The organism is Aureimonas mangrovi, assembly GCF_014058705.1.
In the GTDB taxonomy this organism is placed as follows: domain Bacteria; phylum Pseudomonadota; class Alphaproteobacteria; order Rhizobiales; family Rhizobiaceae; genus Aureimonas; species Aureimonas mangrovi.
Genome location: NZ_CP059692.1, coordinates 2693980 through 2707939, shown reverse-complemented (window position 1 = coordinate 2707939; position 13960 = coordinate 2693980). Strand labels below are relative to the sequence as shown.

Genomic DNA, 13960 nt, shown 5'->3' with positions numbered 1-13960 from the left:
ATTCAGACAGTTGGGGCAAATCTCGTCTTCAGTGAGCAGAGCATGACATGGCCGATCTGAGCGCCGTTCTACGCAAGACGATCGACGCACTTCCCTCGGCGACCCCCCAGCTCCGCGCGAAGGTCTACGAGAAGGCACGCGCCGCGATCCAGAGACAGATCGCGGCAGCAGATCCGCCTCTGTCCGACGAACTGATCGAGGCGCGCCAGAACGCGCTCGAAGATGCGATCGCGCGCACCGAAGCACATTATTCGGGCGGCGCGCCGGCGGCGGAAGCGCCGGCCGCTACCCCGCCGCAGCCGAGCGCTTCAGCCTCCCAGCCGCGGGTTTCGCAGCCCGTGCCGCCGCCCCCGCGTGCATCGGAGCCAACGTCTGCCGCTCCGGCGCGTCAGGATGGACCGCGTGACGACCGGGCGCCGACGCCGCCTGTCGTGCCGCCACCGGTCTCCACGCATTCGGCCGAAGATCGCACACACCCCGGTGAGCGCGCCGAGGCGCCGTCGCTCCGGCCGGCCGCCCGAGACACGCGTCCCGTCCCGCCCGTTGCGGAGCCGGAAGAGAATCGCATCGGCGAGATCGGCCCCGTCACCCACCAGGCCGAGCCGGTCGCCGCCCGCACCCCCGCGCCGGTCGCGGGGGACGTCGGCGACCACGAAGCGCATGCGGACCAGATCCCGAAGGCGGACATGGCCGCGCCGAACTATGCGCGCTCGCGCTCGCGCCGTCGTTCGTCCGCGCCGCTCTACACCGGCATCGCCGCCCTTCTCTTCATCGGCGCGCTCGGCGCCGTCGGCTATTTCTACGGCGAGGAGATTTCGCAGGCGCTGACCGGCACCGAGGTTGCGGCTGTCGATCCTTCCACCTCAGGGACCGAGCCCGAAGCCGAGGCCCCTGGCGCGCCCGCCGCGCCTGAAACCGCGAGCACGCCGCCCGCGCCCGATCCAAGTCAGCGCGAGTACACCCAGCGTCTCCTCGCCGACGGCTCCGAGGTGGACGAGGGGCCGGCACCCGGCGCGCCGAACGCCTTCGACGAGGGGACAGACGTGTCTGCGGCGTCACCGGTGCTTGCGCCCGGGATCACCCAACCTGGCGCCGAGCAATCGGCCGCTGCGACGCCCGCGCCAGAGGCACCCGCCGGCGACCAGAGCGCGCTGCCCGTCGGCCAGCGAGCCGTCTTCTACGAGGAACGCTCGGGCGACCGCGATGGGGCGCAGCATGGCGGTAACGTCGTCTGGAGCCTCGTCAACGAACCGCCGACGGCCGGTCAGCCGCCCGAGCCGGCGATCCGCGCCGTCGCCGACGTGACGGATTCCAATCTGACGATGACGATGACGATCCGCCGCAACGCGGACGAGACGCTGCCGGCGAGCCATGTGATCGAGATCCTGTTCAACACGCCCCAGAACTTCCCCGGGGGGCAGATCGACAACGTCCAGAGGCTGGCCCTGAAGCCGACCGAGCAGGCGCGCGGCGAGCCGCTGATCGGTGTCGCCGGCAAGATCTCGGACGGCTTCTTCATCATCGCGCTGAACGATCTACAGCAGGCCGTGGACAACAACACGGCGTTGATGCGCGACGAGCAGTGGATCGACATTCCGATGGCCTATTCGTCGGGCCAGCGTGCGCTGATGTCTTTGGAGAAGGGCACGCCGGGCGAGCGCGTCTTCAACGAGGCGCTGGACGCCTGGGCCTCGCGGAGCTGACAGGATTCGTCAGAATGAGAAAAGGCCGGGGCGCTCGAGCGCCCCGGCCTTTTTCATGTCACGCGATCGGCGAGGTGATCAGGCGCCGGCCTCTTCGACCACGCGCAACTGTCGGCGTGCGGCTTCCGCCGTATCCTGGACCGCCTTCTGGACCTTCTCGAACGCACGCACCTCGATCTGGCGCACGCGCTCGCGGCTGATGTCGAACTCGCCCGAAAGCGCTTCCAGCGTCAGCGGGTCTTCGGACAGGCGCCTGGCCTCGAAGATGCGGCGCTCGCGATCGTTCAGGACATTCATGGCGCCACGCAGCATCCCGCGGCGCTGATCCAGCTCGTCCTCACGCGCGAGAACCTCTTCCTGGCTCTCCGACTGATCCACCAGCCAGTCCTGCCACTCGCCGGATTCGCCTTCGCCCGCGCGGATCGGCGCGTTGAGCGAGGCATCGCCCGAAAGGCGACGGTTCATGGACACGACTTCCTCGTCGCTGACGCCGAGCTGCGTGGCGATCGTCTTCACCTGATCCGGCCGCAGGTCGCCCTCATCGAGAGCCTGAATGCGGCTCTTCATTTTGCGCAGGTTGAAGAACAGGCGCTTCTGGTTCGCCGTGGTGCCCATCTTGACGAGGCTCCACGACCGCAGGATGTATTCCTGGATCGAGGCCTTGATCCACCACATGGCGTAGGTCGCCAGGCGGAAGCCCCGCTCGGCGTCGAAGCGCTTGACGGCCTGCATCAGGCCGACATTGCCTTCGGATACGACTTCACCGATCGGCAGCCCGTAGCCGCGATAGCCCATGGCGATCTTGGCCACGAGCCGCAGATGGCTGGTGACGAGCTTATGTGCCGCTGCCCGGTCGTCATGCTCGGCGTAACGCTTCGCCAGCATGTATTCTTCCTGGGGCTCCAGCATCGGAAAACGGCGGATTTCCTCGAGATAGCGGCTGAGGCCGCCCTCTCCGGACGCGATGCTGGGAAGATTGGCTTGAGCCATCGAGATGCCCTCCATGTCGAGAACGGCCGCTCCGTCGAGCCGACCGTATCTGGGCCCCGCAACACGCCTGAGCCCTGATGTCATATGGGAACGCGTCACATCAATTGCACGCTCCGCTCGTATCGAACGGACCGTTCATACTCGTCGCGATTTCAACGGTTTGACCCGACCTCGCGCGGTTGTGACGAAAGTTTAATGCTGCAACGCGGCCAAAAGTTCCGCCATGTCCGCCGGTAGCGGCGTTTCGAAAACCATGCGCTCGCCGCTCGCGGGATGCATGAAGCCGAGGCGGGCCGCGTGCAACGCCTGCCGCCCGAGCGCCATAAGGCGTTTGGCCGCATCCTCGCCGAGCTTCGCGCTCTTGCTGCGATAACCCGCGCCGTAGACCTCGTCGCCCATCAGAGGATGGCCGATATGGGCCATATGGACGCGGATCTGGTGCGTACGGCCGGTCTCGAGCCGGCATCGCACGAGGGAGGCGAGGGGAGCGGGGCGGCCGAGCCGCTCGACCACTTCGTAGGCCGTTCGCGCATGGCGCGCGTCGGGCCTGCCCTCCGGCACCACGGCGCGCTTGGTGCGGTCGGCGTTGGAGCGTCCGAGAGCGGCGTCGATCACGCCGGCCGGGCGCGCGGGAACGCCCCAGACGAGGGCGAGGTAGGCGCGCTCCATGCGCCCGTCCTTGCCGTGGGCGGCGAACTGGTCGGCAAGGGCGCGGTGGGCGGCGTCGGTCTTGGCCACCACCATCACCCCGCTCGTGTCGCGGTCGAGGCGGTGGACGATGCCGGGCCTCTTCACGCCGCCGATGCCCGATAGCGTGTCGCCGCAATGGTGGATGAGCGCATTGACGAGGGTGCCCGTCCAGTTGCCGGGGCCCGGATGGACGACGAGGCCGGCCGGCTTGTCGACCACCACGAGATGCTCGTCCTCGAAGAGGATCGAGAGCGCAATGTCCTCGCCCTCGGGCTCGGGCGCCTCCGGCTCGGGAACTGCGAGCTCGACCGTCTCGCCGGCCTGGACCTTGCGGCTCGGCTGCGTGGCGGGCGCGCCGTTCACCGTGACGCCACCTTCCGCGACCAGAGCCTGCAGGCGCGCGCGCGACATCTCTCCGCCCAGCGCCTTGGCCAGAAACCGGTCGATGCGCGCACCGGCATCCTCGGGTGTCACGACGAGGCGGGTTGCCTCGGGCTCTTCTTCGACGCTATCGACGGGCTGAATGCGACCCTCCGGAAGGTTCGGTGAATGAACGAGACTGACGACGCGCCCGACGCACCCCTCGATCCGGCGACCGAGCGCGTGAGACGCAAGATGGTGCGGCTTCTGGCCGTCTCCATCGGCATCATGTTCATCGGCGTTATGGCCGTGCTCTTCGCGGTTGTCTATCGCGTCGGCGGCGAGGCGCAACTGACGCAGGGCGCGGAGGTGCCCCTGATGCTTCCGGCCGGCGCCATGATCCTCGAGGCTGGGATGGACGGTGACCGCCTGTTCGTGCGCGTGAGCGCCGAAGGGGGCGAGGAACTCGTCGTCTACGACCGCAATTCGGGCGCGGTTCTCTCGCGGCACCCGCTGGTGCGGCCCTGACCTACGGCTGACGGGGGACCTCGGGATTTCTTGGAATGGGGGTGTTGCCAACGCGCCAAGCTCCCATTATACGAGCCCCACACTGGTTACGCGCCCATCGTCTAGCGGTTAGGACGGCGCCCTCTCACGGCGCAAACAGGGGTTCGATTCCCCTTGGGCGTACCAGTTTCCCAAGTAATTTCGTATGCACCCGCCGCATTCAGCCATGAATGCTCGCGGACTACGCAGTGTAGCGGTCGTCAAGGCTGCCACAGGCGATTCAATCGCACGTCTCGCGCCGGTCAGGAGCGGTGGCCGGTCTTTCGACCGCCACCGGCGCTCCGTCCGGCGATCCTTCAATTCGTGTGATAGTAGCTCTGGTAGCTCTGGTAGGCGTGTTCGCGCGTGCCGCGATCTCCGTAACGCCGCAGGTCATCGAGATCCGTCGCCGTCAGGAGCGCGCCGACGAGCTTGCCCGTGATCTCCGGATCGTCGCTCAGCGCCGACTGGACCAGAGCGCGTGGCGTTTCTCCCCAGCGAAGAACGAGCAGCAGGCTGTCGGCGAAGGGCGCGAAGGCCTTGGCGTCCACGACGGGGCCGATCGGTGGCAGATCGACGATGATATGGTCGAACTCGGCGCGCAGCTCGCCGAGGAGCTTGGCCATGCCCGGTGCCGAGAGGATGACGCTGCCGAGCGAGGAGTCGCGCCCCTCCGCGATGGGCAGGATGGCAAGGCCCGTCGCCTCGTCACGTTGGAGCAGCGGGCGCCAGTCCTGGCCGCGAACGGCATCGGCCAGGCCCGCCTTGGGGGGCGCCTTCAGCGAGCGGCTGAGTGCCGGCCTGCGGAAATCGCCGTCGATCAGGATGGTGCGCGAGCCGGTGCGCGCCAGAAGATGGGCGAGGTGGGTGGCGACCGTGGTCTTGCCTTCGCCAGGCAGCACGGACAGGACGCCGAGCACCTGTGCGCCGCCCGCGCCGGACGGATCGGCGCTGGCGTGAATGACGTTGCGCAGCGTTTCTGCGAAGGCGGTCTGAAGGCCGATCGGCGTATCGGGCGCTTCCGTCGCGGCGGGCCCTGTGATGGTCTTCCGGCGGCCGAGTGACCAGCGCGAAGGCCTGCGGCTTCCCGGCAGCAGCGGCAGATAGCCGAGGAAGCGCAGGCCGAGATGGCGGCTGACCTCGTCTCCGGTGCGGAAAGAGCGCTCGTTGAATTCGCGCAACGCTCCTGCACCGCAGCCGAGCATCAGACCGAGCGCGGCGAAGACCGCCATCGTGCTGCCGAAGCGTGGGCCGACCGGGCGCTCGGGTTCGGTCGGGGCGGAGATGACGCGAAGGTTGGAGACGGGGAAGCTCTCGCGCTGCACCGTTTCCTCGTAGCGCGTGAGGAACGAGCCGTAGATCTGGTTCAGCGTCTGCGCTTCCTGCTCCAGTTCGCGAAGCTCGACCAGCGCTCCCCCGGCTTCAGAGTTCTGGCCCGTCTGCTCGGCCAGCGCGCTCTCGAGCGCGCCGAGGCGGCTCTGCGCGACCTGGAACTCGTTGCGATAGCGCGAGGCGAGCTGCTGCAGCTCGCGGAAGAGCTGGGCCGAGAGCTCGTCGCGCTGGCGGCGGAGCTGAACCGCCTGGGGGTGGTTCTCGTCGAAGTTCTGGGTGATCTGATCGATGCGGCGGCTCATGTCGAGATAGCGTCCGCGCAACTGCTGCACGACGCTGTCGGTGATCTCGGCACTGGCGAAGGCGGCGCTTTCGAACGCCTCCTCCGGGCCGGAGGCGACGACTTCGGCGAGTTGGTCCGACCGCGCGCGGGCCTGCGCCACCTCACTCTGCGCGAGCGCAAGCTGGCCCGTGAGCTCGGCGAGCCGCTGCTCGGAGATGAGTTCGCCGCGCGCCACCGACAGATTGTTGTTGGCGCGAAACTGTTCGACCGCGAGAGCGGCCCGGCGCTGGTCCTCGCCAAGCTGGGCGAGCCGCGCCTCCATCCAGCCGGTGGCTCGTCCCGACGCGTCGACATTGGCCAGAAGCTGCTCCTGCAGGAACGCATCGGCATAGGCCTGCGTGACACGATAGGCGAGTTCCGGGTCGTGCGAGCGGAAAGACACGCCGATGACCGAGGATCGCTCGACGCGGCTGACGGAAAGGCCGCGCTGCAGCATCAAGGCCGCAAGTTGCCGGCGCGGATCAGCCTCCGTCGCACTTTGCGCGTCGGTGGCGCTCTCCAGGGCTCGTGGCTCGCGCCCTTCGAGGGCGGCGTTGGCCGCCTGCGCCCGGCCCGACGGCTCCTGCGGCCCTCGCATGAAGGCGACGACGCGGCGCACGGGGGCGAGCACCGTGCTCACCGGGGACGAAGGCGGGTTGAGAAAGGTCTCGTCCTCGGCAAGGCCTGCCGAATCCACCACAGCCAGTGCCAGCCGCATCGACCGCAGCACTTCCATCTGGCTCGAGATCCGCGCGTCGAGCTGCATGTTCGCCGGCACCGAGGAACTGAAGTCGCCGACGACCTGCCCGATGCTGTCGTCGACGAGGATGCGCGTCTGCGCCGAATATTCCGGCGGCGCCATGCGCAGATAGACCAGCCCCAGCGCCATCGCCAAGACGGTGCAGATGATCACCAGCTTCAGGTTGCGCCGGGCGATGGTCCATAGCCGCTCGAGGTCGATATAGTCCTCCGAGCGCGAGGCGCGCGCCATCGCGGCGATCGGGTGCGGATTGTGCGGGGCCACGGTGCTCAAGGTCGGAGGGTCTCCCGGCTTTCGGCAGGGTGGATATCGGGGCCGGCCACTGCGGCGCGGTGCGGGCGAAGGCTCGCGAGGCGCTTGGCGATCGGCATGCGGAAATGAAGGAGCGCGGCGGGGTCACGGATCGCCGCGCCGAGTGCGGCGGGCGCATCCCGCCGCTTCAACGCCTCGACCATGGTCAGGAAGGATGCGGCGAGACGAAGGCTCGTCGCGCGCTCCTCGTAGGCGCGTGCCGTCTCTGCGTCGATCCTGTGCTGTGAAAGGAAGGCCCTGTCGCCCGCAATGATGGCTTCCACGTGATGCAGATGCAGGACGCGCGAGATCGAGCCGGCCGTGACGTGGTAGGTGTAGCCGACGCGTGGCTCGACCCGGCATTCGCCGCCCTTCGCCAGCACTGTCGCCAGGAACTGGTAGTCCTCGCCGATGCGGATCTCCTCCGGATAGCGGATGCCGTGCTCTTGGAGGAAGGCGCGGCGGAACACCGGCTTCAGATAGCCGAAGTTGAAGCCGCCGGCGAACAGCCGGTTGGCGCGCACATAGTCCGGGAAGGTCAGCGTCGGACGTTCGTCGAGTTCGCCTTGCGTGAACATCGGCGCGACCGGGGCCGAACCGGACTGCACCTCCAGCCCGTCGACGGCGGCGGCCGCGCCGCTCTCTTCCAGAAGCGCGACAAGCCGCGCCATGCGATCGGGGTGGACGGTGTCGTCGGCGTCGAGGACGGCGGCATATCGGCCCCGCGCCTCGTCCAGCCCGGCATTGCGCGCCCCGCCGGGGCCGCTGTTGCGCGAAAGGCGCACGAGACGCACGCGCTCGTCGCCGATTGCCTCCACCACCGAAGCCGTGTCGTCGCGCGAGGCATCGTCGGCGACGACGATCTCGAAGCTAACGCCCTGGGAGGCCAGCGCGCTGTCGATGGCGCGGGCGATCGTGGCGCGGGCATCGTAGGCGGCGACGAGGAAGGTGACGTCAGGCTGCATGCGGGCGCTCCTTCGTCTCGCCGTACTGGACGAGGCTCTGCATGCCGAGAAGGCTGCCGACGACGCCGACATGCAGAAGCCCGCGCAGGAGATTGCGGCGCAGCTCCACGGGCGAGCCGAGGTTCGCGACCGACATCGCCACGCAGGCGAGAGCCTTGCCGGAAGCGACCGCGATCTCGGCGGGGCGGCCGCGCCCGGCCTCGCGAAGCAGAAGTCCGTGCGTCTGGCCCATGCGGAAGCGGCGCTTGGCGAGCCAGGAGAAGCGCGCGCGGCCCGGCGGCACGCCCTCTTCCAGAAGCGCGCTTTCGGCATAAGCGATACGCCCGCCGCCCTTGTGCAGCCGGTCGAAGAAGGCCGTGTCCTCGCCGCCGCTGCGCCCGAGCGCGAGATCGAAGCGCAACGCATCCACGTCCGGCGCGGCGCGGTTGATGAGGACGTTGCAGGTGTAGCCGGTGACGATCTCGCCCTTCACCCAGACCGGGAAGGTGGAGTGGAAGTCGCCCTCGCGCATCCAGCGGGGCGCATCGTTTTCGTAGAGCGCATGGACGGGGCCGAGGACGGCCGTCGCCTTCGTCTCGCGCGCCTTGGCGAGGAGCGCCGCCAGCCAGTCCGGCGAGGCGATCTCGTCATCGTCGATGAAGGCAACGAAGCGCCCGCGTGCTGCGTCGAGGCATGCATTGCGGGCGATCGAGATGTTGGCGCCCGGCGCATGGACATAGGTCAGCTCGAACGGCAGCCCGGCGCGCGCCGCGTCCACCACCGGCTTCGCGCTCGGCTCGCGGTCGTTGTCGGCGACGACGACGTCCACCGCCGCACCCCCGGGAAGCCGCAGGCGCGCCAGCGAGGCGAGCGTCTCGGCGAGATGCGGCCGACGAAAAGTGCACACGCAGATCGTGATCGTCGTCGTGTCGGTCATCGGGCGCCTTTCGGGCGAAGGCCCATAAGTTGAAGCCAGAAGCCGGTGGACCAGGCGAGGTGCATCACCATCGCCGCAAAGGCCGAGACGATCGCCTGCGGACCGCTTCGCAGCGCGTCCACGACGCCGAAGGCGAGACACGCGCCAGCCCACAGCAGGAAAGGCAGCGCGAAGATCCAGTGCACCGGGACGAGCAGTGCCAGCGCAAGGGCCGGTGCGACGAGAAGCGGCAGCACCTGGCGGACCTTCGGCACCATGCGGTGCTTGAGCATGTTGCGCGCACGTCCGCGCCCGTAGCCGAGATACTGCCGGAAGAGGCCGCCGGGCGTCGCGCGGGGGAAATAGGTCATCACCGTGCGCGTCGTCATCCAGACGCGGAAGCCGGCGAGTGCGAGGCGATGGTCGAGCTCGGCGTCCTCGTTGTGCGAGAAGCTCTCATCGTAGCCGCCGACCGCGCGAAAGGCGGCAACGCGCATCAGCGCATGGTGGCCGTGATCGACCCAGCCGCTCGCCGCGCCCATGCGATGGCGGGAGCCGCCGGTGCCGAGGCGCCCGTTCTGGGCCGCGGCGACCGCCGCCTGAAAGCCGGGCGCACCTTCGGTCTTCATCGAGACGACGACGGAATCGGCGCCCGTGGCATCGGCCTCCGCGACAAGGACGGCGCAGAAGTCAGCGGGATAGGCGCCGTGCGCGTCGATGCGGATGAGATAGTCGGCCCCGGCTCCGAAGGTTTCGACGGCAAGATTTACCGCCGCGCTCTGGATGCGCTTCGGGTTGTGGATCAGCCGGACGCGATCATGCCGGAGAGCGGCCTCCTCCACGATACCTTGCGTGCCGTCGCCCGAGCCGCCGTCGGCGACCACGACCAGCGCGTCGATGATGGCGGCCTCGCGCACCAGCGCGTCCAGAAGCGGGCCGATATGATCGCGCTCGTTGAGGGTCGGCACGACGATCAGGCAGCGATGACGCGTCATGCTGCCTCCTTCATCACCGCCGCTTCGCCCGAGCCGGCGAGGGCTGCGACCAGTGCGCGGCAATCTTCCCGGTCGAAGGCGAAGAGTGAGGGGTCGAGCGAGGCGACGTCGTCGCGGAGGGCGTCGGGGTCGGCCAGCGCGAGGCGGTGGGCGAGATGGTCGGGCTCGGCCTCCTGGAGGAGGACGCCGATGCCGAGGCCGGCGAGGGTGCGGCCGGTCTGCGTGTGCGCCATCGCGATCGGCACCGCGCCGTGACGGCAGCCTTCGTAGAGTCGGTTCGGCAGGAGCCAGTCGCTGTTCAGCCCGGCTTCGAAAAAGTCGATCGCCCAGACATAATCGACCTCCGCGTAGAGGCGCGGCAGGTCTTCGGCCCGATAGGGGCCCTCGAAACGCATGAAGGGCTCGGCCGCGACCTGGCCCTCGAAGTTGGCGAACTCGCGCGTCGCGGGCCGTCCGCGCAGGATGATCTCGTACCGTCCCTCCATCGCGCGAGAGAAGGCGCCGAGGAGATCGAGCGAGCGGGAGCAGCGAAGCGCGCCGAACCAGCCGATGCGCAGCGGTCGTCCAGAGGTGGGGTCGCGCGCGACGGCTGGGGCAGGGGAGCCCGAAAGGTCGAGAACCTTGTTCTCCAGAAGCATGATCGGCGCATCGACCTTCTGGAGCGGGCGCAGATAGTTCTCGATGAAGGCCGGCGAACTCGTGACGATCAGCGCGGCGGGCGACAGGAGGCTGCGCTCCAGCCGCCGCATCGCCCGTCCCACGGCGTCCTTACGGAGGAGCAGGCGGTGGATGTCCAGCGTCTCGTAGACGAAGCGAGGCTGCGCCGGGGCCGCGAACGGAAGGCTGCGGGCGAGCGCTAGCATCTCGAGATTGCGCGCCACCACCACATCGGGGTTGAGCGCTGCCAGCGCTCCCTTCTGCCGCGAGACGAGAGCCGAGGCGAGCTTGGCGATGCGCTGGCGGAAGTCACCGTCATACGTGCGCCCGAGGTCGACCGGGACGACGCCGCGGATCGCGTCGGGCGGCGCCTCGCCGCGCCGGAAGCCTGCCAGCGCGACGCGCGCGCCGCCGGCCTGAAGCATGGCAACGCGCTTTTCGACGGCCGCATCGCCGAGGTCGTGGACGAGATAGAGGATCGTCGTCATCGATGCGAACCCGCTCCTGCTCCCGGCCGCAGGCTATCGAGCGGCATGCTGCGTTGCAACATGCCGCAAGGGCAGAGGCCGCGCGCCAGCGTCTTCACTCGCCCGGTGCCTGTTTGCAGACGAGCGAATCGGGATACTGGCATTCGTCGCCGAGAGCGGTGAACGAGACCCGCTCGACCTCCATTTCCAGCGGGCCGTCAGGCTCCTCGAAAGGGCCGAGCCAGGAGGTGAGCGTGTCGGTGCTCCATAGGCTCAGATAGATCTTGGTATCGTTGCCTGGCAGCTTCGAGGGATCGTCGAGGCGGTGGACGAGTTCGCCGTCGATGTACCACTCGATCGAGTCCGGTCCCCAGACGAAGGCGTAGTCGCGGAACGCTTCGTCCGAGGCGGGTGTCAGCGGCGTGAGATGCTCGTTGTTGCCGACGCCATCCTTGTAGACGTTGAGCTGCACCTGGCTGGTGTCCTTCAGGAGGAACTCGAAATCGATCTCGTCGTGCGGCTTGCCGTGGACCTCGCCGATATAGGTGAACATGTTGGCGTTCAGGCCCGAGCCGGCCGGTGTCTTCACCCGCGTCTCGTAGGTACCCTGACCGAAGACGGGCACGGTCTGCACCTCGCCGCAGCGATAGGACTCGCCGGCCTTTTCGTTCCTGGAGAAGCCGAGGATCAGCTTGCCGTCGCGCACCGACACCTCCTCTCTGCCCCAGCCGCAGTTCTGGTGGGCGCCGTTCGTCCAGCCGTCGGAGATGTACCAGAAGGAGCGGTCGAGCCCTGCGTCGAACTCCTCGACAAAAGAGGTGCCCTGCCGCTCCTGCGCGAGCGCGGCGGTCGCGCACATCGAGAAGGCGAGGGCAGAAAGGGCGAGCGATCGAACGTGGGTCACGGTGAGTTCTCCTTGGTTCGGCTGATGCGTCATGCGTTGCTGGCCGCGTGCCAGCGCCAGGCGGTGTTCACGATGGAGGACAGATCGTGGCGGATCTGCCAGCCGAGCGTTTGCCGCGCGAGGCTGTTGTCGGCGACGAGTGCGGGGGCATCGCCCGGACGGCGGCCGGTTTCGATGGCGTTCACCGGGCGGCCGGCGACGGTCCCGATCTCGCCGAGGAGCTCGCGCACCGTGGTGCCGTGCCCCGTGCCGAGGTTCAGTGCCGTGCTCTTGCCGCCGTCGATCAGGTACCGGACAGCGCGCGAATGGGCGTCGGCGAGGTCCATGACGTGAATGAAGTCGCGGATGCAGGTGCCGTCGCGCGTGTCGTAGTCGGTGCCGAAGATCTTGAAGTCGGCGCGCCGGCCCAGCGCGGCCTCGATGGCGAGCGGGATCGCGTGGGTCTCGGGCTCGTGACGCTCGCCGATGCGCCCTTCGGGATCGGCGCCCGCGGCGTTGAAATAGCGCAGCGTCACGGCGTTCAGCCCGCGATGGGCTGTAAGGTCGCGCAGCATCAGCTCGACCATCAACTTCGAGTGGCCGTAGGGGTTGAGCGGCGCCTGGCGGTGTGTCTCGTCCATCGGCACCGAGACCGGATCGCCGTAGGTTGCGCAGGTCGAGGAGAAGACGAGCTTGTCGCAGCCGGCGCGGCCTGCGGCCTGCAGGAGCGAGATCGTGCCGGCGACGTTGTTGTCGAAGAAGGCGAGCGGGTCCTTCGTAGATTCACCCACCTCGATCAGCGCCGCGAAATGGACGATGGCCGCGGGCTGGTATTTTTCGAAGACGGCATCGAGGCGCGCCCCGTCGGCGAGCGAGCCCTCCTCGAGCGGCCCCCACTGCACGAACTCGGCATGGCCGCGTGAGAGATTGTCGTAGACGATCGGCGTGAAGCCCTTCGACGCGAGGTCGAGGCAGGTGTGCGAGCCGATATAGCCGGCGCCGCCGACGACGAGAATGTTCACCACGAGGCAGCCTTCCCTGGTTTGAGAGGAGCGTCGGCGGTTTCGGCCGCGTCGCTCGTGGAAAAGAGGAAGCGCGGCTCCGGCGAGACCGGCGGTGGCGGGACGAGACGCGCGCGCAGCGCGGCGGCCTTGTCTCGCGCGATCCCTCCGGCAACGGCGGCCCAGGCGCCGGGCTCGCGCAGGAGCGCGACCGCAGCAGAGGGGAGACCCGCAGCCTTCTTGGCATCGAGGAAGCGCCGCAGATCGAGCCGCGCACGGGTCTGGCGTTCATGTGCGCGAAGTGCCGCGCGCACGCCGGCAGAAAGGTCGCTGCGCGTCAGAAGCCGAGTGTCGGCCTCCATGAACAGCGCGAGGTCCTGCGTCGAATGGCGGCCGCTCAGCGAGTTGCCCCGCACCATCGCGACATAACCGCAGCCCGGCACGATCCGGAACCGCGCGCCGGCCAGGAGCAGCCGCGCATAAAGGTCGTAATCCTCGCCGAGCCGCATCGCCTCGTCATAGACGGGCCCGTCTGCCGGCAGGATCGAGCGGCGGATCACCGGCTTGAGGAAGCCGAGTTCGCCGCGAGGCCGGCCGCGAAGGCTGAGATTGCCCTCGATGAAGGCCTGCGTGCTGACGAAGGACGAGGCACCGCCCGCAGGCGCGCATGAAGGCAAAGCCGCGATCCGGGCCTCGAGGTCGCCGCTCGCGTTCTCGTCCAGAAAGGCGATGTTGTCCGCCGCCATGTCCCAGTCCGCATCCGTGAACAGGCGCGCGAAACGGCCCGGCAGGAAGCGGTCGTCGGCATCGAGGATGGCGACAAAGTCCTCGCGGCAGCGCTCCAGCGCCCGGTTGCGGGCAAACGATGGGCCGCGGTTTTCGGCGAGGCGGATCAACTCGAGGCGGCCGGAGCCGTCGTCGCTCTGCGCGGCGACGGTCGCGGTGTCGTCGCTCGATCCGTCGTCGACGACGACGAGGCGGGCGACCTCACTCTCTCGCAGGGCCGATGCGACGGCCGCCCCGATGGTCAGGGCGGAATCCTTGGCCGCGATGATCACGCAGACGGAAGGTGCCACGAAAAGCGAACCTCTCGGATGGCCGCT

General features: G+C 68.6%; 12 protein-coding genes and 1 tRNA gene. 3 read left to right on the top strand and 10 right to left on the bottom strand.

Features of this window, described 5'->3' with window-relative positions; genetic code table 11:
- Nucleotides 1–47: 47 nt before the first annotated feature.
- Complete coding sequence (locus H1343_RS13060) at nt 48–1703, top strand: hypothetical protein (protein WP_185983305.1); 1656 nt, start codon at nt 48–50, stop codon at nt 1701–1703.
- Between the two features lie 78 nt (nt 1704–1781).
- Here the strand turns inward: H1343_RS13060 and rpoH are convergent, their stop codons facing one another.
- Together rpoH and H1343_RS13050 are read right to left on the bottom strand one after the other, a co-directional pair.
- The gene (rpoH, locus tag H1343_RS13055; protein WP_185983304.1) at nt 1782–2693 is read right to left on the bottom strand and encodes an RNA polymerase sigma factor RpoH; all 912 of its coding nucleotides are present in this window, start codon (nt 2691–2693) and stop codon (nt 1782–1784) included.
- A gap of 192 nt (nt 2694–2885) precedes the next feature.
- Nucleotides 2886–3857: an RluA family pseudouridine synthase gene (locus tag H1343_RS13050; protein ID WP_246333059.1), complete on the bottom strand. Its 972-nt coding sequence runs from the start codon at nt 3855–3857 to the stop codon at nt 2886–2888.
- Between the two features lie 75 nt (nt 3858–3932).
- Here H1343_RS13050 and H1343_RS13045 point away from each other — a divergent pair, with 75 nt between their 5' ends.
- Together H1343_RS13045 and H1343_RS13040 are read left to right on the top strand one after the other, a co-directional pair.
- Nucleotides 3933–4271: a hypothetical protein gene (locus tag H1343_RS13045; protein ID WP_185985737.1), complete on the top strand. Its 339-nt coding sequence runs from the start codon at nt 3933–3935 to the stop codon at nt 4269–4271.
- Between the two features lie 90 nt (nt 4272–4361).
- A tRNA-Glu gene (locus tag H1343_RS13040) sits at nt 4362–4436 on the top strand.
- Between the two features lie 170 nt (nt 4437–4606).
- Here the strand turns inward: H1343_RS13040 and H1343_RS13035 are convergent.
- From H1343_RS13035 to H1343_RS13000, 8 genes are all read right to left on the bottom strand, one after another.
- Nucleotides 4607–6967: a Wzz/FepE/Etk N-terminal domain-containing protein gene (locus H1343_RS13035; protein ID WP_246333620.1), complete on the bottom strand. Its 2361-nt coding sequence runs from the start codon at nt 6965–6967 to the stop codon at nt 4607–4609.
- A gap of 5 nt (nt 6968–6972) precedes the next feature.
- The gene (locus H1343_RS13030) at nt 6973–7959 is read right to left on the bottom strand and encodes a glycosyltransferase family 2 protein (protein WP_185983302.1); all 987 of its coding nucleotides are present in this window, start codon (nt 7957–7959) and stop codon (nt 6973–6975) included.
- Nucleotides 7949–8875, bottom strand: coding sequence for a glycosyltransferase family 2 protein (locus H1343_RS13025; RefSeq protein ID WP_185983301.1), 927 nt, complete (start codon nt 8873–8875; stop codon nt 7949–7951). Before H1343_RS13025 ends, H1343_RS13030 begins: the two co-directional genes overlap by 11 nt.
- Nucleotides 8872–9849, bottom strand: coding sequence for a glycosyltransferase family 2 protein (locus H1343_RS13020; RefSeq protein ID WP_185983300.1), 978 nt, complete (start codon nt 9847–9849; stop codon nt 8872–8874). The genes H1343_RS13025 and H1343_RS13020 overlap by 4 nt, the downstream gene beginning before the upstream one ends.
- Nucleotides 9846–10994 (bottom strand): glycosyltransferase family protein, encoded by a 1149-nt coding sequence (locus tag H1343_RS13015; protein WP_185983299.1) that lies wholly within the window; start codon nt 10992–10994, stop codon nt 9846–9848. The genes H1343_RS13020 and H1343_RS13015 overlap by 4 nt, the downstream gene beginning before the upstream one ends.
- Nucleotides 10995–11088: 94 nt before the next feature.
- A complete protein-coding gene (locus tag H1343_RS13010; RefSeq protein WP_246333057.1) occupies nt 11089–11877 on the bottom strand; it encodes a family 16 glycosylhydrolase in 789 nt (262 codons plus the stop codon).
- Nucleotides 11878–11906: 29 nt separating this feature from the next.
- Nucleotides 11907–12881, bottom strand: a complete 975-nt coding sequence (gene galE / locus H1343_RS13005) for a UDP-glucose 4-epimerase GalE (RefSeq protein ID WP_185983297.1) — start codon at nt 12879–12881, stop codon at nt 11907–11909.
- On the bottom strand, nt 12875–13933 hold the full coding sequence (locus tag H1343_RS13000) for a glycosyltransferase family 2 protein (protein WP_246333055.1): 1059 nt from the start codon (nt 13931–13933) through the stop codon (nt 12875–12877). Before H1343_RS13000 ends, galE begins: the two co-directional genes overlap by 7 nt.
- Between the last annotated feature and the right edge of the window lie 27 nt (nt 13934–13960).

What these genes read in the sequence shown, in the direction of transcription:
- H1343_RS13060 (WP_185983305.1), top strand. Translation starts at nt 48, where the DNA reads ATGGCCGATCTGAGCGCCGTTCTACGCAAGACGATCGACGCACTTCCC.
- rpoH (WP_185983304.1), bottom strand. Translation starts at nt 2,693, where the DNA reads ATGGCTCAAGCCAATCTTCCCAGCATCGCGTCCGGAGAGGGCGGCCTC.
- H1343_RS13045 (WP_185985737.1), top strand. Translation starts at nt 3,933, where the DNA reads ATGAACGAGACTGACGACGCGCCCGACGCACCCCTCGATCCGGCGACC.
- H1343_RS13030 (WP_185983302.1), bottom strand. Translation starts at nt 7,959, where the DNA reads ATGCAGCCTGACGTCACCTTCCTCGTCGCCGCCTACGATGCCCGCGCC.
- H1343_RS13025 (WP_185983301.1), bottom strand. Translation starts at nt 8,875, where the DNA reads ATGACCGACACGACGACGATCACGATCTGCGTGTGCACTTTTCGTCGG.
- H1343_RS13020 (WP_185983300.1), bottom strand. Translation starts at nt 9,849, where the DNA reads ATGACGCGTCATCGCTGCCTGATCGTCGTGCCGACCCTCAACGAGCGC.
- H1343_RS13015 (WP_185983299.1), bottom strand. Translation starts at nt 10,994, where the DNA reads ATGACGACGATCCTCTATCTCGTCCACGACCTCGGCGATGCGGCCGTC.